Source organism: Flavobacterium fluviale, from assembly GCF_003312915.1.
GTDB classification, from domain to species: domain Bacteria; phylum Bacteroidota; class Bacteroidia; order Flavobacteriales; family Flavobacteriaceae; genus Flavobacterium; species Flavobacterium fluviale.
The window spans coordinates 219,303-237,995 of sequence record NZ_CP030261.1 but is presented as its reverse complement, the minus strand read 5'-3'; the positions used below and the strand labels follow the sequence as shown (position 1 = coordinate 237,995).

Annotated in this window: 20 protein-coding genes; 6 read left to right on the top strand and 14 right to left on the bottom strand. The window is 32.9% G+C overall.

The features are described from left to right. Positions 1–40 precede the first annotated feature (40 nt). The 3 genes from HYN86_RS01165 to HYN86_RS01155 form a co-directional block, all read right to left on the bottom strand. Positions 41–904 (bottom strand): alpha/beta fold hydrolase, encoded by an 864-nt coding sequence (locus HYN86_RS01165; protein WP_113676414.1) that lies wholly within the window; start codon positions 902–904, stop codon positions 41–43. 185 nt (positions 905–1,089) lie between these two features. Continuing rightward, positions 1,090–1,869, bottom strand: coding sequence for a zinc ribbon domain-containing protein (locus HYN86_RS01160; RefSeq protein WP_113676413.1), 780 nt, complete (start codon positions 1,867–1,869; stop codon positions 1,090–1,092). A 3-nt stretch (positions 1,870–1,872) separates the two neighbouring features. After that, on the bottom strand, positions 1,873–2,967 hold the full coding sequence (locus tag HYN86_RS01155; protein ID WP_113676412.1) for a Nif3-like dinuclear metal center hexameric protein: 1,095 nt from the start codon (positions 2,965–2,967) through the stop codon (positions 1,873–1,875). 109 nt (positions 2,968–3,076) lie between these two features. Between HYN86_RS01155 and HYN86_RS01150 the strand changes: the two genes are divergently transcribed. Genes HYN86_RS01150 through lpxK form a run of 3 tightly spaced genes read left to right on the top strand, consistent with a single transcriptional unit; the run spans position 3,077 to position 4,606 of the window. Continuing rightward, positions 3,077–3,322, top strand: a complete 246-nt coding sequence (locus HYN86_RS01150; protein WP_113676411.1) for a DUF2683 family protein — start codon at positions 3,077–3,079, stop codon at positions 3,320–3,322. Beyond that, positions 3,304–3,585: a Txe/YoeB family addiction module toxin gene (locus tag HYN86_RS01145; RefSeq protein ID WP_113676410.1), complete on the top strand. Its 282-nt coding sequence runs from the start codon at positions 3,304–3,306 to the stop codon at positions 3,583–3,585. The genes HYN86_RS01150 and HYN86_RS01145 overlap by 19 nt, the downstream gene beginning before the upstream one ends. 4 nt (positions 3,586–3,589) lie before the next feature. After that, on the top strand, positions 3,590–4,606 hold the full coding sequence (gene lpxK / locus HYN86_RS01140) for a tetraacyldisaccharide 4'-kinase (RefSeq protein WP_113676409.1): 1,017 nt from the start codon (positions 3,590–3,592) through the stop codon (positions 4,604–4,606). Positions 4,607–4,651: 45 nt separating this feature from the next. Here lpxK and HYN86_RS01135 read toward each other — a convergent pair whose 3' ends face one another. The 3 genes from HYN86_RS01135 to lipA all read right to left on the bottom strand — a co-directional run bounded on the left by HYN86_RS01135 (position 4,652) and on the right by lipA (position 8,789). Further along, on the bottom strand, positions 4,652–6,823 hold the full coding sequence (locus tag HYN86_RS01135) for a tetratricopeptide repeat-containing hybrid sensor histidine kinase/response regulator (protein ID WP_113676408.1): 2,172 nt from the start codon (positions 6,821–6,823) through the stop codon (positions 4,652–4,654). Between the two features lie 26 nt (positions 6,824–6,849). Continuing rightward, positions 6,850–7,848: a type I glyceraldehyde-3-phosphate dehydrogenase gene (gene gap, locus HYN86_RS01130; protein WP_113676407.1), complete on the bottom strand. Its 999-nt coding sequence runs from the start codon at positions 7,846–7,848 to the stop codon at positions 6,850–6,852. A gap of 74 nt (positions 7,849–7,922) precedes the next feature. Continuing rightward, positions 7,923–8,789, bottom strand: a complete 867-nt coding sequence (lipA, locus tag HYN86_RS01125) for a lipoyl synthase (protein WP_113676406.1) — start codon at positions 8,787–8,789, stop codon at positions 7,923–7,925. A 298-nt stretch (positions 8,790–9,087) separates the two neighbouring features. Here lipA and HYN86_RS01120 point away from each other — a divergent pair, with 298 nt between their 5' ends. Both HYN86_RS01120 and HYN86_RS01115 read left to right on the top strand, forming a co-directional pair. Then, positions 9,088–9,951: a M48 family metalloprotease gene (locus HYN86_RS01120; RefSeq protein WP_113676405.1), complete on the top strand. Its 864-nt coding sequence runs from the start codon at positions 9,088–9,090 to the stop codon at positions 9,949–9,951. Positions 9,952–10,123: 172 nt separating this feature from the next. Further along, on the top strand, positions 10,124–10,996 hold the full coding sequence (locus tag HYN86_RS01115; protein ID WP_113676404.1) for a M48 family metalloprotease: 873 nt from the start codon (positions 10,124–10,126) through the stop codon (positions 10,994–10,996). Between the two features lie 56 nt (positions 10,997–11,052). On the opposite strand, the gene HYN86_RS01110 is transcribed toward HYN86_RS01115, so the two are convergent. The 7 genes from HYN86_RS01110 to murB form a co-directional block, all read right to left on the bottom strand. Further along, positions 11,053–11,433, bottom strand: coding sequence for a PH domain-containing protein (locus HYN86_RS01110; RefSeq protein WP_113676403.1), 381 nt, complete (start codon positions 11,431–11,433; stop codon positions 11,053–11,055). Positions 11,434–11,496: 63 nt separating this feature from the next. Then, the gene (locus HYN86_RS01105) at positions 11,497–12,234 is read right to left on the bottom strand and encodes a DUF4184 family protein (protein ID WP_113676402.1); all 738 of its coding nucleotides are present in this window, start codon (positions 12,232–12,234) and stop codon (positions 11,497–11,499) included. 110 nt (positions 12,235–12,344) lie between these two features. Next, positions 12,345–13,178 (bottom strand): energy transducer TonB, encoded by an 834-nt coding sequence (locus tag HYN86_RS01100; RefSeq protein ID WP_113676401.1) that lies wholly within the window; start codon positions 13,176–13,178, stop codon positions 12,345–12,347. A 157-nt stretch (positions 13,179–13,335) separates the two neighbouring features. Continuing rightward, entirely contained in the window at positions 13,336–13,887 is a 552-nt protein-coding gene (locus HYN86_RS01095) for an RNA polymerase sigma factor (RefSeq protein ID WP_113676400.1), read from the bottom strand. Further along, a complete protein-coding gene (locus tag HYN86_RS01090; protein WP_113676399.1) occupies positions 13,878–14,984 on the bottom strand; it encodes a glycosyltransferase in 1,107 nt (368 codons plus the stop codon). The genes HYN86_RS01095 and HYN86_RS01090 overlap by 10 nt, the downstream gene beginning before the upstream one ends. 83 nt (positions 14,985–15,067) lie before the next feature. Next, positions 15,068–15,682, bottom strand: coding sequence for an FMN-binding negative transcriptional regulator (locus HYN86_RS01085; RefSeq protein WP_113679818.1), 615 nt, complete (start codon positions 15,680–15,682; stop codon positions 15,068–15,070). A gap of 86 nt (positions 15,683–15,768) precedes the next feature. After that, positions 15,769–16,782: a UDP-N-acetylmuramate dehydrogenase gene (murB, locus tag HYN86_RS01080; RefSeq protein ID WP_113676398.1), complete on the bottom strand. Its 1,014-nt coding sequence runs from the start codon at positions 16,780–16,782 to the stop codon at positions 15,769–15,771. A 135-nt stretch (positions 16,783–16,917) separates the two neighbouring features. Here murB and HYN86_RS01075 point away from each other — a divergent pair, with 135 nt between their 5' ends. After that, positions 16,918–17,637 carry a hypothetical protein gene (locus HYN86_RS01075; RefSeq protein ID WP_113676397.1) on the top strand — a complete coding sequence of 240 codons (720 nt, stop codon included), beginning with the start codon at positions 16,918–16,920 and terminating at the stop codon, positions 17,635–17,637. A 3-nt stretch (positions 17,638–17,640) separates the two neighbouring features. Here the strand turns inward: HYN86_RS01075 and HYN86_RS01070 are convergent, their stop codons facing one another. Then, positions 17,641–18,690 carry a glycosyltransferase gene (locus HYN86_RS01070; RefSeq protein ID WP_113676396.1) on the bottom strand — a complete coding sequence of 350 codons (1,050 nt, stop codon included), beginning with the start codon at positions 18,688–18,690 and terminating at the stop codon, positions 17,641–17,643. Between the last annotated feature and the right edge of the window lie 3 nt (positions 18,691–18,693).

Sequence of the window (18,693 nt, the reverse complement as noted above, 5' to 3'; positions counted from 1 at the left end):
AAGTTATATATGAATTGTAAAGAAAACCTTTGCTCCTTTGTTACTTTGACCCTTCAGAAGCAAACAAAAACTCAATCACTTTCTCATACAATTCATCATCATGCATTCCGTGGCCTAAACCGCTAGTTTCGATGAACTGACTGTTTTTCCAATTACTGGCGATTTTTTTTCCTTCTTCAAAAGCAACAATTTTATCCGAAGTATCATGGGCAATGAAACCTGGGATAGTAAATTGGGATGCAAATTTTTGTCCTGAAAATTCTTCTAGTTTAAAGTTGAATCGATTTATGAATTTACCTTCTAAGAGTGATAACATTCTAGTGTTCAGGCTCAGCATTGAAATATAATTATCAATCAAAGTTTTGAGATCTGATGGAGCGCCAAGAATTACCATTTTATTGATACTCGTATTCGGAAATAAATACTGATGATACACGCAGGCAGCGCCGCCAATAGAATGCCCGATAATAATAGTCGGCTGATATTTTTCAACCGCTTTATTAATAAATTCCGCATAAAGCGGCACGTTAAATTCTTTTCCGCTGCTTTGTCCGTGTGCTGGTGCATCAATTGCAATAATAGTACTTCCAGATTTTTGTAAGTGTGGTAAAGTTTTTTTCCAGCGCGAGGCATTACTTTCCCAGCCGTGAACTAGTAAAATTTTGGTTTCATTTCCTTTCCAGATATAGGTTTGAAAATGATGTTCGTTATGATGAAAAATTTCTGTTTCTGTGTTTTGCAGCACTTTTGGAAGAGTTTCTTTTTTGAACCTGCCAATTCGCGGCTGGCTAAAAAGCGCATAAGAAAGTTCGGTGGCTCTTTGCGGACGAACATAACTCAAAAAGTTAATGTATGATCCAACAGATTTTAATGTAATAAAACGAATTCCTTTTTTAATTTTCAAAACTTAGATTTTTAGTAAAGGTAAAAAATATGACTTTACGCCTGCTAAAAAAAGTTTTGCCACAGATTAAAATGATTTTAAAGATTTTAATCTCAAAATCGCGAGATATTTTAAATCTGTGTAAATCATTTTAATCTGTGGCAAATAATATAAAAAAAAGTCCCGATTAAATCGGGACCGTTTATTTAGAATTTTGAGAACAATTGTTCCATTTTTTCTTTCTCTTCTTCAGCTAAAGCACTGTCAACTAAAATTCTTCCAGAGTGCTCATCAGTGATGATTTTCTTTCTTGAAGCAATTTCTACCTGAGTTTGAGGCGGAATTGTAAAGAAAGACCCAGCAGAAGCTCCTCTTTCAATAGAAACTACAGCCAAACCATTACGAACACTGCTTCTGATTCTGTTGTAAGCAGCCAATAATCTATCTTCGATTTGTCCAGCAAATTCAGCAGATTTCTCAGTTAAGAAGATTTCTTCTTTTTGAGTCTCAGCCATAATTGCATCCAATTCAGATTTTTTATGTTTTAAATGAGAGCTTTTAGCGTCAAGTTTTTCTTTTAAATTAGAAATAACTTCTTTTTTGTGCTCGATAGAAGCTTTCATTTCTTTTATTTGCTTTTCAGCCAATTGAATTTCTAATTCTTGAAATTCAACCTCTTTTGTCAAAGAATTAAATTCTCTGTTATTACGTACAGATTCCTGTTGTTTTGTGTATTTTTTGATAACCTCTTTATGCTCATCAATAGCGTTTTTCTTCGCTTTGATTTGCTCCTCAATCACTTCAAGTTCACCTTTCAGTTTCTCTGAACGAGTGCTCAAACCTGCAACTTCATCTTCTAAATCTTCAACTTCTAAAGGAAGCTCACCTCTAACGTTTCTGATTTCGTCAATTCTAGAGTCAATAAGCTGTAAATCATATATTGCTCTTAACTTGTCCTCAACACTTAATTCTTTCGTATTCGTCATATTCTATAAGTACTTAACTGGATTTGTATTTTCTTCCGATAAAATGATCGCAAAATTAAGAATTTTTTTTCGAAGATAATCAACAATATAGTTTTTTGTATAGCGTTCACTCTCAAAATGACCAATATCTGCTAAAAGAAGCTTATTTTCGGCTTCATAAAATTGATGATATTTTAAATCCGCAGTTAAAAAAGCCTGAGCTCCAGCTTGAATGGCATTTTTTATGGCGAAACTTCCAGAACCTCCAAGTACGGCAACTTTCTTAATTTTTCTTCCTAAAAACTCAGAATGGCGAATTCCATCGGCAGTCATTTTTTCTTTTACTAAAAGAAGAAAATCTTTTTCATCCATTTCATTTTCAAATTCACCAACCATTCCTAATCCAATATTTTGATGGGGATTTTGAAGATCATAAATTTCATAAGCAACTTCTTCATAAATATGGTTTGCAAAAAGAGCTTTTAAAACTCTTGATTGCATATGTTTTTCAAAAACAACTTCGATTTTAATTTCTTCCCCAGTATGCAGTTTCCCTTTTTCTCCAATTACAGGATTGCTTTCTTCATTTCCCTGAAAAGTAAAAAAACCTTGAGTATTAAAGCTGCAATTGTCATAATTTCCAATATTGCCGGCCCCAGCTTCAAATAATGCATTTCGAACTTTATCAGCATTATCAGGAACAGTGAAAGTGACTAATTTTTGAATGAAATTATTTTTAGGAATCAATATTTTGGTATTGGTTAATCCTAAAGCATCGCAGAAAATTTTATTTACACCTTGAGAATGATTGTCAAGGGCAGTATGAACGGCATAAATGGCAATATCATTTTTTATGGCTTTTAAGATTGCGCGCTCTACGTAATTTTTGCCTGTAATTTTTTTAATTCCAGAAAATAATATCGGGTGAAAACAAACGACTAGATTACAGTTTTTAGCAACAGCTTCGTCGATAACACTTTCTAAGGCATCATGACAGACTAAAACTCCTGTAGATTCGGTTTCAGAATCTCCGACTAAAAGTCCGACATTGTCAAAATCTTCGGCATAAGCCAAAGGAGCCATTTCTTCAAGAGACGATATAATATTTTTGATTTTCATTTTCAGTTTTTCCAAATTTTTGTTGATAACAACTATTTATACTAATGGTAATAATAGTTGATACTAAAAGTACAAATTTAGTACATTTGTAATATAAAATTTATAAGTGATGACAACTATAAAAATTAACGAACACACGAAGACAGGAAAAGCATTTATGGAAATGTTCGAAACTTTCTTTAAAGGTCTTGATGGTATTGAAATTGTTGAAACGGATAGTTATGGACAGGTTAATGAGGAGCAAAGTATTTATAGTGCTGAATTTATTGAAAAAGTTAAAAAAGCAGAAGAGAATATTAAACAAGGAAAAACGACAAGATTAAATCCAGATGATATATGGGGAAGTATTTTGTAGAATTTGACGATATTGCTCGTAAAGATTTGAAAAATCACTATAAATCAGGAAATAAAGCTACCATAAAAAAGATTGAAAAAATACTTTTAGAACTAACTGAAACCCCTTTTTTTGGAGAAGGACAACCAGAGGAGTTGAAGTATAGCCTTAATGGGTATTGGTCTAGAAGAATTAATCAAAAAGATAGAATGGTTTATCGCGTAGAAGAAGAGATTGTCACCGTTATTATAGTTTCTGCAATGGGTCATTACTCAGATAAATAATTCTATGAACTTACTTCGAAAAATACTTTTCCCTTTTGCCATTTTATATGGTTTTATTACCAGCATTCGTAATTTTCTCTTTAACAAAGGAATTTTAAAATCAACTTCATTTGACCTTCCAGTTATTGCTGTTGGAAATTTAAGTGTAGGTGGAACAGGTAAATCGCCTCAAATAGAATATTTAATTCGATTGTTGTCAGATAAATATAAAGTTGCCACTTTAAGCCGCGGTTATAAAAGAAAATCGGAAGGTTTTGTTTTGGCTGATGAAAATTCAAATGCTGAAATTTTGGGTGATGAACCTTTTCAGTTCTATCAAAAATTTCCAAATGTTCTGGTTGCTGTCGATGCTAATCGTACAAATGGAATTCAGCAATTACTTTCACAAAAGGAAAAACCAGAAATTATTCTGCTTGACGATGCTTATCAGCACAGAAAAGTAAAAGCAGGTTTTTATATCTTGCTGACTTCTTATGGGGATTTATATGCAGATGATTTTATGCTTCCAACAGGAAATCTGCGAGAAAGCAGGAGCGGAGCAGAAAGAGCCAGCATTGTTGTGGTTACAAAATGTCCTAAAAATTTATCTGAGGAACAACAAACTGCAATTAGATTAAAACTTAAATTAAGCAGTTCCCAACAAGTCTTTTTTACTTTTATAGATTATGATGAAGAAATCTACAGCAAGAAAGAAAAAATTTCAGTCAGCGAAATCAAATCTGAATCTAAATTGCTTTTGGCTGGAATTGCAAAACCAAAACCATTTTATGATTATTTAAAGAATGAAAATGATGAATGTCTTACTTTTCCTGACCACCATCATTTTTCCGATGCCGATTTAGAAGCAATTCAGGTTAAAGCAAATGGAAGAAAAATTATTACAACAGAAAAAGATTATGTTCGTTTAAAAGATTCTAAATTGGTTTCACAATTATATTATCTGCCAATAAGAAGTTCTTTTATTAATAGTCAAAAAGATTTTGATACTGCTATTTTGGAGTATGTAGAAATATGTGCCTAAATGCAAGATTTAAAACTTTAGTGTCTTAACTTCTTAGGAACTTAATTAATCGAAAAACTTCGCAATAATAGCATAAAACTCGTCTGGAACGAAAGGTTTTGTAATGACATCATCCATTCCGAAAGAAAGAAGCATATCTCGGTTTTCGTCAAGCGAAATAGCGGTTAATGCAATAATTGGAGTTGTTTTGTCAAATTCTCTAATTAATTTGGTAGCCGTTGTGCCATTAATTCCAGGCAGGTGAACATCCATTAAAACCATATCAAAACGTTTAATCTTTAAAAGCTCGACTGCATCTTCTCCATTATCTATGATTTCACAGTTAATGTTTTTGTTCTCAAGCATTTTACGAGTTATCATTTGATTGATTTTGTTGTCCTCGATCAATAAAATAGATTTGTTTTTCAATTGTTTGTCGTTATAAGATTTTATTTCTTCAATTACTTCCAATGGTTCGTTGTTAATTTTGAAATTTAGTTTGAAGGTAAAAGTAGAGCCTTTACCAACTTCACTTTTTAGTTTTATTTCGCCCCCCAGAAGTTCTATTAGTTTTTTTACAATTGTAAGACCAAGACCAGTGCCGCCGTATTTTCTATTCACTTCAATAGAACCCTGAGAAAAACTTTCAAAAACACTTTGAAGTTTGTCTTCTGGGATTCCAATTCCCGTATCAATAATTTCAAAATAAATGACAGCGTTTTCGTTTTCCTGCGAATACAATTTTGCAATTACGCTTACATGTCCGTTTTCTGTAAACTTTAAAGCGTTATTGATTAAATTAAGTATGATTTGAGATAATTTGGTTGGATCGCCAATGAGGCTGTCGGGAATAGATTTGTCTATTTCTAAATTGAAATAATTTTTATTGGCTGTTGCCAATTCCTTCAGTGAACTTTGAATGTTGAATAGCAGTTCTTTAAGATTAAAACTTATGTTTTCTACTTCCACTTTAGTGGAGTCAATTTTATTAATTTCTAAGATTTCATTAATAAAAGTGGTCAAATAGTTACCAGAAAATTTTAAAGACTCTAAATATTTTAATTGTCTTTTCTTCGGTTTGTCTTCTAGTAAGATATGGGTAATTCCGTTAATTGCGTTTAATGGTGTCCGGAGTTCGTGACTAACAGTTGATAAAAATTCAGATCTTGCTTTTGAAGCTTTTTCAGCTTTGTTTTTGGCTAAAATCAATTCTTTATTTTTTTCGCGGAGCAATAAATTATTCTGATTTCTAATGATATTGTTTTTGTACAATGCCAGACTTAGAAGAGATAAAATCGAAATCAGCGCAATCGCTAAAATACTGACTAACTTAGAATACCGATAGGTTTTTAGCTGAATTTTTTCTTCGCTTTCTCTTTGTATAGTATTGTTTAAAGATTGATTTTTTTTGAATTTTTCGAATTCATTTAAATCTACTTTAGCATTTTTTAAACGTAAAAGATAATTTTCCAGCTGATAGTGCTCATCCAAAAAAGAATAAGCCATATCATAATTTTTATTTTGCTTATAATATTGGCTTATTGCTAAAACGATCTTAGATTTTTTTTGAAAATCATTAATCTTAGAGTTGTAGTCTAATGCTTTGTCGAAATATATTATGGCAGAATCATTCCGTTTGAGTTGAGTTTCTATCAAACCAAGCTGATAATAGGAATCTGCTTTTGTTCTTATTATACTTGAATTATCTGGTTTTTTAATTATGCTTATAAAAGTTTTTGCTGCTAGAGGAAGGTCATTATTTTTCTTTTGTGCTAATGCTTTTTGATAGTGAAGAGATTCTGCTTGATCCGTGAGGTTAAGCTCTTTTAGTAAATTCTGCGCTTTTCCATAGTACACATCAGCTGTTTTATAATCACCTTTCGCAGTATTAGTTACGCCGATATAGTACAAAGCCAAAGCTTTAATACAGCTTGGCTGTAATGTATCGTAAAAAGAAACCGTTTTATGAAAGTTTTTTAAAGCATCTTCAAATTTTCCTTTATTGTAAAAAATTTTGCCAAGCTTTAAAGTCTGGTTGGCTAGATTTTCTTTTTTTCCGATGACTTCGCAAAAATTAATAGATTTTTGGCTTTGAAGCTGTACCTGACTGCGATTTTTATTGGTAAGGTTACTGGCTTCCAGTTTGTTATAATAGCTAATGCTATCTGTATTCTTTTTGGTTTGAGAATACAAAAACGGGGTAAGAAAACAAACAACAATAAAAAGACAGTATTTCATGTATGGCAATGCTTTTACAATGAACCTTATTTTTTTCTTATTAGTAAAATTAAATCTATTAATCTTGATGAATAGCCAATCTCGTTATCGTACCAGCCTACTACTTTTACCATTTTATCGATAACTGAAGTTAACTGCGCATCAAATAAACAAGAATGTGTATTGCCAATTACATCGACCGAAACAATAGGATCTTCGGTGTAATCTAATATTCCTTTTAAATTTGTTTTTGAGGCTTCTTTAAATGCTTTATTTATTTCTTCAATGCTTACTGCACGTTTTACATTAAAGGTTATATCTGTTAATGAACCATCTGGAACGGGTACTCTAATACCGCATCCTCCGATTTTATTGTGCAATTTAGGAAAAATTTTTGTTAATGCCTTAGCTGCACCTGTAGTTGTTGGAACAATTGACTGACTTGCACCTCTTGCACGGCGTAAATCCTTATGGGGCTGGTCATGAAGACTTTGATCTGTTGTGTAAGAATGTATAGTTGTAATGTAAGCTTGCTCAATGCCGCATAAATCTTCAATTATTTTAATCATCGGAGCAGCGTTATTTGTGGTGCAGCTTGCATTAGAAACTATATCTTCGTTTCCATCCAAAATAGATTCGTTAACACCCAAAACCACAGTTTTGATAGTATCTACTTCAGAAGGAGCAGAAAGAATTACTTTTTTTGCACCTGCTTCTAGATGCGCATTTAATTCTTCGTGCGTTTTGTATTTTCCTGTCGATTCAATTACAATGTCAATCGAATGTGATTTCCAGTCTATATTTGAAATGCTCTTTTCGTGAAAAAAGAAAAAATGCCTGCCATCTACAATAATGCTGTTTTCGTCATGACTTACTGCGTAAGGCAAAACACCATGGATACTGTCATATTTAATTAAATGTGACATGGTTTTGTTGTCTGCGATGTCATTTATAACAACGACTTCAATTTCAGGATGATTTAGAAGCAGGCGAAATAAGTTTCTACCAATTCTTCCAAATCCATTAATGGCAATTCTTGTTTTCAATTTTTAGTTTATTCGGTTAATGGATTAATCGTTTAATCGGTTTTACAATTAAACGATTAAACGATTAAACTTTTTTATAAAATATGTTTTTGCGCTTTGTAAGAAGAACGAACAAGTGGTCCGCTTTCTACATGTCGGAAACCTAAATCAAGTCCGAATTTTTCATATCTTGCAAACTGTTCGGGAGTAATAAATTCTTTTACAGGAAGATGTTTTTTACTAGGCTGTAAATACTGTCCAATTGTAACCACATCAACATTAGCGTTTCGTAAGTCAGTCATGGTTTGAAAAACTTCTTCTTCAGTTTCTCCAAGACCAAGCATAATTCCAGATTTAGTTCTGTTAATGCCTTTTTCTTTTAAATAGCGAAGTACTTCTAAACTTCTGTCATATTTTGCCTGAATACGAACTTCACGTGTCAAACGACGTACAGTTTCCATATTATGAGAAACCACTTCTGGATTTGCTTCTACAATACGATCGATGTTTCTTTCAATTCCTTGAAAATCTGGAATTAAAGTTTCTAGAGTTGTATTTGGATTCATTCTGCGAATTGCTCTAACAGTTTCCATCCAAATAATAGAACCTCCGTCTTTTAAATCATCTCTATCAACGCTTGTAATTACAGCGTGTTTGATATTCATTATTTTAATAGAACGGGCTACTTTTTCAGGTTCATCCCAATCTACCGTTTCTGGTCTTCCGGTTTTTACACCGCAAAAGCCGCAAGAACGGGTACAGACATTTCCTAAAATCATGAAAGTTGCTGTTCCTTCGCCCCAGCATTCTCCCATATTTGGGCAGCTTCCTGAGGTACAAATTGTGTTTAAGCTATATTTATCGACCAAACCTCTAAGTTCAGTATATTTTTGTCCAATTGGCAGTTTTACTTTTAACCACTTAGGTTTTGCAGTAGGGATATTTGCAGAGACTGTTTCCATATATCAATTTTCAAAGCACAAAGATACGGAATGTAGTTTATTTGGACATGCAAATTTAGTTTTCGTTTAGTTTTTGTCTTTACTGCAAATATCGAAGATTATGAAATTAAAATTGTAATAGTTTGTATTTAAATATATTTTAAAGGTTGTCTTTTAAATTCTTACCACGATTTTGGTATTTAAACTGAATTTTCTAAATTTTAAATTTTACCATAATCTGTTATAAATTTGGCTTTTTGGGGAATATCAAAAAAATGTTTCGTGGTAATTTGGTTGTTAATTTTAACAATTTAAAAACATGAAGAAGAGATTTATTTTATTGGGTATTTTATTTGCAGTTGTTGGTTTTACGAAAGTCAATGCGCAAATAATTTCAGATAAAACATTGGGTGCTTTAGGAAAAGGTGTTGCAGGATTTACGTTTAGTGATGCAGATGCAGCCGCTTTAGCAAAACAAGCGATTAATGAAATGGACGCTGAAAACCCTGTTGCGGGACCTACAAGCGGATACACTATTCGTTTAAATCGTTTGTTTGGAAAACATACTTCCAGCGAAGGCGTTACCTTAAACTATAAAGTTTATTTGGTAAAAGATATTAATGCTTTTGCTTGCGCAGATGGAAGCGTTCGTGTTTTTGCTGGTTTGATGGATATTATGGATGATAATGAACTGCTTGCAGTTATTGGGCACGAAATTGGTCACGTTGTAAATCATGATACAAGAGATGCAATTAAAGCGGCGTACAAAAAAGAAGCTTTGCTTGATGTCGCTTCATCGCAGTCAGGAACAATTGAGACTATTACAAAATCTCAATTAGGGAAATTGGGAAGCGCAATGATTGACAGCAAACATAGTAGAAAACAAGAATCTCAGGCTGATTTATTCTCATATGATTTCATGAAGAAAAATGGTTATGATGTTAATGCAGTAGAATCAGCTTTTAGAATCCTGCAAAATTTAAGTGAAGGGGCAGAGGCATCTTTTCTTACTAAGATGGTAAGCTCGCATCCTGATTCTGGAAAAAGAGCCGATGACGCTAAAAAAAGAGCTGAAAAGGATGGTTTGTATAAAGCGTATCTGCAGCAGAAAATTGTAAATACTGCTCCTGTAAAAGCTGCAGCTAAAACTCCCGCAAAAAAGACTACGGCAAAAAAGAAATAATTATCGAAACTTATACCGGCAAATTCTCCAAATTTGTCGGTTTTTTTTTGTTACAATGTTATAGATCTGCTCAAATTTTATATCTTTAATAGTTGAAAAAACAAACTATTTCTGAAATGAAATAGCGTTTTTGTTATTTACATTTGTTGTTGAATTATAATTGTAAAAAAACATGAAAAAGAAAACTATAATAGCAGGAATCTTATTTGCCGCATTTGGGCTGACTAAAATGAGTGCACAGATTAATTTTGGAGATAAAGCAATAGGAGCAGTTCAAAAAGGAGTGACAGGTTTTACTTTTAGTAATGCTGATGCTGCTAAACTGTCTAAAGAAGCCGTTGATAAATTGGATTCTGAACATGAAATCGCTGGGCCTTCAGATGGTTATGCTTTGAGATTAAACAGGGTTTTTGGTAAACATGTGTCTGGAGAAGGATTTTCTTTAAACTATAAAGTTTATAAATTAAAAGAAGTAAATGCTTTTGCTACGGCAGACGGAAGCGTTCGTGTCTATTCTGGATTGATGGATATTATGGATGATAATGAATTAATTGCTGTAATTGGGCATGAAATTGGACACGTAGCAAACAATGATTCGAGAGATGCTGTTCGCGCGGCTTATCAAAAAGAAGCATTGATGGATGGAGTTGCTTCACAATCAGCTACTGTGGCAACAGTTACAGACAGCCAGCTTGGAAAGATTGGAAGCGCGATTATTGACAGTAAGTACAGTCGTAAACAAGAATCGGAAGCAGATTTGTACGCCTATAATTTCATGAAAAAAAATGGTTACAATGTAAATGCTGAAGAATCTGCTTTTAGAATTTTGGCAAAAATGAGTGAAGGATCTCAGGCTTCATTTATCGATCAAATGATGAGTTCGCATCCAGACTCAAATAAAAGAGCAGATGAAGCTAAGAAAAGAGCAGAGAAAGATGGTTTATATAAACCGTATGTGCAGCAAAAGATTGTAAACACTGTTCCTGCTGCAACTACAACTAAAAAGGCTGCAAAAACAAAGAAAACTACAACTAAAAAGAAATAATATTCTTCTAAAAAATAATAAACCCGGCAGATTCCAAATTTGCCGGGTTTTGTTTTTTATCCTAATACATGAAATGCTAAGATCTTTTGCACTTCATAAACGTTAACCGATTTATTGAATTGTTTTACAATACTTGGCTGTTGTTCGCTTGAGATCCAGATTTTCAATTCGGCATCAAGGTCAAAAGTTCCCGCAGTTTCTACGCTGAATCTGGTGATGTTTTTGTAGGCAATAGATTTGTATTCTGTTTTGCTTCCAGTAATTCCTTGAACGTCAACTAAAATTAATCTTTTATTGGTAAAAATGAAAGTGTCACGAATAAGTTTAAAACCCATTTCGATTTCTTCATTTGTAGTTAACAGCTGTCCGTATTTTTTAATTAAATCTTCTTGACTTACAGAGCCTGCGTTGCCAAGAATTGCAGAAAATATTCCCATTACTTTATTTTTTTTAGTAGTTAAATGAATTGATTTAAGAAGTAGTAAAAGTAATTGATTTTGTTAATTTTTTATTCTTGATTTAAATTTAAATAATAGTGGGATTACAATTATTGCAATTAAGGATGAGGCAATAATAGATACTATGAGGTTTCCAATATGCAAAGCCTTTGGGTTGCTTAAGAATCTGACAAATAATACAGAAAAACTGAATAGAATAACAAAGCTCCAATATGTACGTCTGCCAGAATTAGAAGGAGTAAAGTGTTGTGGGAGTTGGATAAAAGTAACTATAATAATTATAGCTCCAGTAAGAGAACTTGCATGCTGTGCTATTTTCCAAAATGGGATTTCGCTTCCAAATAATGATATGGAATTTTTAAGAATGTCGATCTGATTTACAAAGTAACCGTGGTTATGAGTAAAACCATCCCAAAAGATATGAGAAATTATGCCGATCAGTGCAGAAAGTAAAACAATAAGCCAATTTGTTCTAAAGTATGTATTCCAGTTAAAATCTGTAAAATGCAATATTCTATCTTTTATAATTGCTGGAAGGTTATGAAATAATAAATCTCTTGTAATGTTATGAAATATGAAGATAAGTAAAATAGCCAATGGTAAATCAAACCAAAAAATTCCTGAAATAGTGTGGCTGTAAACGCTTTTGACTTTCATTCGCAGGAAATATTCAAAATCGGGTGTTAGACTGCCGATTATTAAAGCAGTGAGAGAAAACCACTTTTTTGGCAAATATCTTAAAGGAAGAATAATTGCAGGATGAGAAAAAGTAAAAGGCATTAAGGTTAATTTTGAAATGAGTTGTAAATTTAATAAACTTTAATTTCTCTCGGCACCTATAAAATAAAGTCCAATAAAAAAGCAGAACCTAAGTTCTGCTTTTTTAATTGTTATTCTGCATCCGTCTTGATTGTAATTGGAAGGTTGTACATAGTTCGTACAGCTTTTCCATCCAAAATTCCCGGATTCCATTTTGTTTTTAAAGATTTTAAAACTCTCACAGCTTCTTTTCCCATTCCATAGCCAGGATCATTTTTTACCATAATATCAGTAAGTGACCCGTCTTTTTCAACTACGAAAGAAACATATACTCTTAATGTTTTTTCCATTTCCAATTCTGGTCTGCGGAAATTGTTTCCCACATATTTGTAGAATTGGTTGATTCCTCCTGGGAATTCAGGTTGTTTGTCTAAAATTGCAGAAGAAACAGGCTCATTAGTAGTTGGCGCTGCTGAAGCAACATCACCATTACCGTTACCTCCGCCTCCACTAACTGGAATTGGGTTAATAGAAGTTCCAGTTCCGTTAAGGTTTTCTACAACCGGTGCATTATCTGTATTAGGAGCAATTTCCTTTATAGCTTCTTCTGTTGTACTTACCACAGGATTGATTAACTGAGACGCATCTGTTGTGCTCGCTGCAGTTTGTTCTACAACAGGTGCAGGTGGAGCTGGCGGCGGAGGCGCAACACTCGGATCAATTTTCACAGGTGTGATTGGGTCGTAAATCACAGGTTCAGTTTCTGTGTCAATTACTTGTGGTTTAAACTTGCTAATAAGTACAGATGCACTTCCTAAAGCCGTTAATAACAGTAAACCCATAAATAGAGCTGTAACAGAATTTTTTGAATTCTCTTGACGTAATTGATATGCGCCGTACTCTTTGTTTTTGTTTTCGAAAACAAGATCAGTCCACTTGTTTTCATAAATACTTAATTTAGACATAATTTTTGGGTTTTAAGGTTAAGTAACTTTAAATCATACGCAGAAAAGGTTTAGGGTTGAGCTAACAACGTGATAGTTGTAGTTTTAGTATGTGATAATGTTTTTTTTAAGAATAAAAATACGAATAGTATATTTTTCTTTAGTTAAAGATAATAAATTATCTATTACGTTCGATAATTTCTGCTAATAATTTTTTAGCGCGTAAAAGCTTAACTTTAACACTGCTCAAAGGCTCATTAATTTTAACAGCGATTTCTTGATAAGACATTTCTTGGAAGTAACGAAGCTGAATTACCTCCTGATAGTGGGGTTTAAGTTCTTTGATGCATAAGAGCAGACGAGAAAGATTCTGTTCTTTAATTAAGGCATCTTCTGCAGATGGAGTAGGGTCGGCGATGTTGTAAGCCTGCTGGTCTTCGTTATCTGTTATTTCGATAAAAAGATTGGTTTTCTTTTTTCGTAATAAATCAATATAAACGTTTTTGGCAATGGCAATGAGCCAGGTATTGAATTGGAATTCAGAATTATAAGAAGCTATTTTGTCAAAAGCTTTAGAGAAAGTTTCAATTGTAATATCCTCTGCGATGGTTTCATTTTCGGTTCGTTTGAGCATAAAAGCATATACTTCATTCCAATAATGATCTAATAAAAAAGTAAAGGCGATCTGATCGCCTTTTTTTGCTTTTTCTATTTTAGAGTTTATTTCCAATATACCGGTTTTGAAAAGATATTAGTTATAAAGATATTAATTTGCGTTAATATAAGCGCTATCTCAACAACCGGAAACCAAATTTTAAGGTCATTTTCTTTCAGTTTACCCGCTGCACATCCAATTACGGTCCAGACAACGGTATAACGTGTTGCTAAAATTGCTAATACGGCAATCCATTGAAATTGAAAAGCCAGCAGAATTATAACTAATAAAAAGAAAAATAATTGTGAGATGAAAAATAATCCCAGCTGCATTTTATCAAAAAACTTATAGTGTTCTGCTGTAGAAATGTGTCTTCTTTTCTGAGTAAACCATTCTTTATATGTTTTTTTGGGCTCTGAATAAGTAAAACTCTCAGGTGTATAAGAAATAGTTGTGTTTGCTTTGTTTGCTGCCTGATTAATAAATAAATCATCATCGCCCGAACGAACTTGTATATGGTCGATAAATCCATTTACATTGAAAAATTCCTCTTTCTTATAAGCTAAGTTTCTGCCCACGCCCATGTACGGTAATCCTAATTTTGCCCATGAAAAATATTGAAGAGCGGTAAGGATAGTTTCAAAACGAATCATTTTGTTTAAAAACGAACGCTCCACTTTTTCGTAACCTCCATAACCTAAAACAATAGTTTTATTCATGGTAAATTGAGAAGTCATAGCTGTAATCCAATCTTTAGAAGTCGGGTAGCAATCAGCATCTGTAAATAACAAGTAATCTTTTTTTGCGGCTTTTATTCCAAGGGTTAAAGCGTATTTTTTATTTCCCCAAAAAGCTTCATTGTTTTCTACTTTTACCAAACGGATATTCGGAAACTGTTTTTCAAATTCTTCAAAGACTTCAAGTGTTTCATCGCTTGATGCATCATCGATTAAAACAATTTCAAAATCAGGATAATCCTGCTGTGCCAAAATCGGAACATATTTTTTTACATTCTCCTCTTCATTTTTAGCGCATACAATTACAGAAACTGGAAGTTTTTTTGGAGTGACATGCTGCGGTTTGGCAAAAGCAAATTTTCCAAAAATTCCTAAATAGTAGAAAAGTTGAATAAAAACAATAGCAATAAAAAAGTAAAATAAAGTTATAAGCATATGGTTTTAATGTCTGTTAATAGCTGAAATTTGCGAGAACAAATGTAGTTATGAATTAGTAATTTTCAATGTTTAAAGCCAATTTACTTTCGGCATTTCGACATTTCTTTTGCAACAGCAATAGACTGAGGGTTTTTAGTTTTTTCTAATTCAGTAATAATATTTTGGTAATTATGATCGTCGCGGTTTTGAGAAAGTTTTTTTGTCGCTTGAATTTCTTCAATTTCTATTTCAAAACCAAAAATTCCGCGTGCTTCGCGCATTGTTTTTGCTGATAAATCTTCAATGCGAACGGGATTAGCCGAATTCACTTCATATTTATCAACTAATTTTTTAAGCTGTTCTACAGCAGTATCATAATCTACAATTTTGATTTTTCCGTAAACATGTACGGCTATGTAATTCCAAGTTGGAACATTTTCGTGATCGTACCAAGAAGAGGAAATGTAACTGTGCGGCCCCGTAAAAATTGCTAAAACCTGATCGTTTTCTGCAAAACCTTCAGCCTGTGGATTCAGTTTTGAAATATGTCCCTGCAAAATTTCTTTTCCATCGGCGTTGATTTCAAGTTCTATCGGAATATGCGTTGCACATAATTTTCCGTGAGTCTGATTGATCAGAATGCCAAAACTATTTTCTTTCAAAAAAGTTCTGATTTCTTCTGGATTCTCATTTTTGTATAAATCTGGTGTATACATTTTTTGTGTTGTTTTGTCGTCACGAATTTCACGAATTAGCACAAATTAAATTAGTGTAAATTCGTGAAATTCGTGGCAAAAGAAAATTAAATCACATTTACTTCCGCTTCGATTTGAATGCCAAAAGTTTCGAAAACCGTTTTCTGAACTTCTTTTGAAACGGCTAAAATTTCTTGTCCTGTCGCATTGCCATAATTTACTAAAACCAACGCCTGATTTTTATGAACTCCAGCATCGCCAAAACGTTTTCCTTTAAAACCGGCTTGTTCAATAAGCCAGCCTGCTGGAACTTTTACTTCAGTTTCTGAAACTTCGTAAAACTTCATCTCTGGGAATTTCTGATGGATTTTCTCAAAATCAGATTTCAATAAAATCGGATTTTTAAAAAAACTGCCGCTGTTTCCTAGTTCTTTCGGATCGGGTAATTTACTTTGTCTAATAGCAATTACAGCATTACTGACATCTTTTAAAGTAGGTTCAGTAATATTGTTTTTTGCCAATTCTGCCAAAATATCTCCGTAAGAAGTATTGATTTTATGATTGCGTTTAGTCAATTTAAAAACAACCGAAGTAATAATATATTGATCTTTTACTTCATGTTTGAAAATGCTTTCGCGGTAGCCAAAATTACATTCGGCATTGTTGAATGTTTTTATTTCCTGATTTTCAATATTCATCGCTTCACAAGAAACAAAAGTGTCTTTAATCTCAGTTCCGTAAGCGCCAATATTCTGAACTGGCGTTGTGCCTACATTTCCTGGAATTAGAGACATATTTTCTAATCCGCCAAAATTATTATCGATAGTGTAAAGAACGAAATCGTGCCAAGTTTCTCCTGCCTGACTTTCGACCCAGACAAAATCTTCATCTTCTTTAATTATTTTTTTGCCTTTTAAGTCGATATGAATCACAAGAGCATCAATATCTTTGGTTAAAAGCATATTGCTGCCACCGCCCAAAATAAATTTTTTCTCGTTTTTGTTTGCTGCTAAAACTGTTTTTAACTCAGCAATAGAATGAACGGCAACGAATTTTTTAGCACTGGCTTCAATGCCAAAAGTATTGTAGTTTTTTAAAGAAAAATTGGATTGGATTTCCATAAATAAAAGGCTTTTTTTAACTGAGTTCAAAAGTAAGGATTAAAATTTATTTGAAGTGAGTTTTCAATAAATATCAAAATTCAAAAAACGAATTCATTTCTTTTGTAAGTTTGAAAGAATTATAATGTTATAGTTATGAAAGAATTTTTTCTTAATAATAAGATTTTACTCTTTTTAGGTTTGTTTTTATCAATGCCTAGTTTTGCTCAATCAGATATTCTAGGGAAATGGGAAACAAGGGATGTAATTGGTTATACAGATGTTTTTGAGTATTCTTTAATAAAAGAAAAGCAAGAAAATGCTGGACGTCATGTAACTTTTAATTTAGATGGTACATTTTCGTGCGGTGACACAATGCAATGTGCTACTGATTGTTTTGTTTTTACGTCAGGAACTTACGCAATGATAGGTAATAATCAGATACATCTTATTGTGGAAAACGTTCGTTTTGTTGGTTTAACGTGTGGAATGAAAAAAACACAAAGAGAAAATTTTAGTAAAGATTTAGGTGTTTTTTATATTCATAAAGAAGGAACTGCAATTCGATTAATTCCTAGTAGTGGTGATTTGCAAGATGATAAGGATAAAATGCTTTATACTCAAATGTTGGATTCTTTTACTAAGGAATGGAGGTCTTACGGTTATGTTTGGAGTAATACAGATGGGAATCAGTCAGGAGAGATTGTAAAAGATTGCAAAGACAAAAGAAATTTGATTAATCTATCTAATTACAAAATTGTGTTTTCTAGGGATGAAAGCTATGGTAATGTTTTTCTTTTGCGTGAAAATGAAAATTTTCATTATGTGGTGTATGATGCTTTGAATAAAAGAGTTTCGTTGGCTTATCCGAAATAAAAGCTAATTATTTCGAGAATCTATTAATTCATGATATTTCTCCGCAATAACCTTCATATTAATATCATAGTTAGCATTTTCTTCCACAAATTTTCTGTTTCGAATAATAGCTTGATTTCGAAATTCAGGATTTTCAAAAGACCAGATTAATTCTTCGGCCAGCATTTCGATGTTGTCAATTTCAATTAACTGTCCGTTTTCGCGATGTGTGATCCAGCTTTGATTTCCGGGAATGTCAGAAACCACGGGATAACAATTGCAAGCCATTGCTTCAAACAAAGATGCCGAAACGCCTTCGGTAATCGGCATGCTGATATAAATATTAGATTGCTGTAATAATTGTGGGAGTTCCGTATTCGGAATTCTTCCTGTAAAAATTACTTTATTTTCGATTTGTAAATCTTTGGCTAAATCTTTTAAAAATTGAAGTCTTGTTCCGTCGCCAACAATAGTAAGCGAAAAATCAATTCCTTTTTGATTCAAAATTCCGAATGCTTTTAAAATAGAATCGTGTCGATACTCAGGCATTAAAGAGCGTGTTACAATCGCTTCAATTTTGTTTGAATTATTGATGGAAGGAGTGAAAATCGACAAATCAATTCCTTTTGGGAGAACTAGAACTTTATTCATGTCAACCCCAGATGCTTTCATGTGAATTGCCATGACAGGTCCCCAAGCGTGAATTAAATGCGCTTTCTTAAAAGCATATTTCTGAATGAATTTTTTAAATGGATATAAAACAGATTCTTCCGGCCATAAATCGGTTCGACCTTGCTGCGCGATGGCAATAGTTTTAGATCCAGAGATCGCTGCAAGAAATCCATAACTGGTGGTTCTCTCGGCAATAACCATGTCTGGTTTTTCTTTTTTGATGATTTTCCGAATCGAAATAGGAGATAAGAAGTATTCTAAAATCCGTTTGAATCTATAACTGTTTGAGGTTTGAAGTTCCCACGTTATAATTTCAAAATCGCCAAATTGTTTCAAACCCTTCATCCAGGTTATAGCATCGGCGCGGTAAGATTCTCCAAGAAAAAGTATTCTCCTCTTCATTTG

Excerpts from the sequence above, each read along its gene's own strand:
- HYN86_RS01110 (WP_113676403.1), bottom strand. The coding sequence starts at position 11,433 with ATGGGAATATTTTCTGCAATTCTTGGCAACGCAGGCTCTGTAAGTCAA.
- HYN86_RS01075 (WP_113676397.1), top strand. The coding sequence starts at position 16,918 with ATGAAAGAATTTTTTCTTAATAATAAGATTTTACTCTTTTTAGGTTTG.
- HYN86_RS01150 (WP_113676411.1), top strand. The coding sequence starts at position 3,077 with ATGACAACTATAAAAATTAACGAACACACGAAGACAGGAAAAGCATTT.
- HYN86_RS01145 (WP_113676410.1), top strand. The coding sequence starts at position 3,304 with ATGGGGAAGTATTTTGTAGAATTTGACGATATTGCTCGTAAAGATTTG.
- HYN86_RS01100 (WP_113676401.1), bottom strand. The coding sequence starts at position 13,178 with ATGTCTAAATTAAGTATTTATGAAAACAAGTGGACTGATCTTGTTTTC.
- murB (WP_113676398.1), bottom strand. The coding sequence starts at position 16,782 with ATGGAAATCCAATCCAATTTTTCTTTAAAAAACTACAATACTTTTGGC.
- lipA (WP_113676406.1), bottom strand. The coding sequence starts at position 8,789 with ATGGAAACAGTCTCTGCAAATATCCCTACTGCAAAACCTAAGTGGTTA.
- HYN86_RS01120 (WP_113676405.1), top strand. The coding sequence starts at position 9,088 with ATGAAGAAGAGATTTATTTTATTGGGTATTTTATTTGCAGTTGTTGGT.
- lpxK (WP_113676409.1), top strand. The coding sequence starts at position 3,590 with ATGAACTTACTTCGAAAAATACTTTTCCCTTTTGCCATTTTATATGGT.
- HYN86_RS01115 (WP_113676404.1), top strand. The coding sequence starts at position 10,124 with ATGAAAAAGAAAACTATAATAGCAGGAATCTTATTTGCCGCATTTGGG.
- HYN86_RS01135 (WP_113676408.1), bottom strand. The coding sequence starts at position 6,823 with ATGAAATACTGTCTTTTTATTGTTGTTTGTTTTCTTACCCCGTTTTTG.
- HYN86_RS01105 (WP_113676402.1), bottom strand. The coding sequence starts at position 12,234 with ATGCCTTTTACTTTTTCTCATCCTGCAATTATTCTTCCTTTAAGATAT.
- HYN86_RS01155 (WP_113676412.1), bottom strand. The coding sequence starts at position 2,967 with ATGAAAATCAAAAATATTATATCGTCTCTTGAAGAAATGGCTCCTTTG.
- HYN86_RS01070 (WP_113676396.1), bottom strand. The coding sequence starts at position 18,690 with ATGAAGAGGAGAATACTTTTTCTTGGAGAATCTTACCGCGCCGATGCT.
- HYN86_RS01090 (WP_113676399.1), bottom strand. The coding sequence starts at position 14,984 with ATGCTTATAACTTTATTTTACTTTTTTATTGCTATTGTTTTTATTCAA.
- HYN86_RS01085 (WP_113679818.1), bottom strand. The coding sequence starts at position 15,682 with ATGTATACACCAGATTTATACAAAAATGAGAATCCAGAAGAAATCAGA.
- HYN86_RS01160 (WP_113676413.1), bottom strand. The coding sequence starts at position 1,869 with ATGACGAATACGAAAGAATTAAGTGTTGAGGACAAGTTAAGAGCAATA.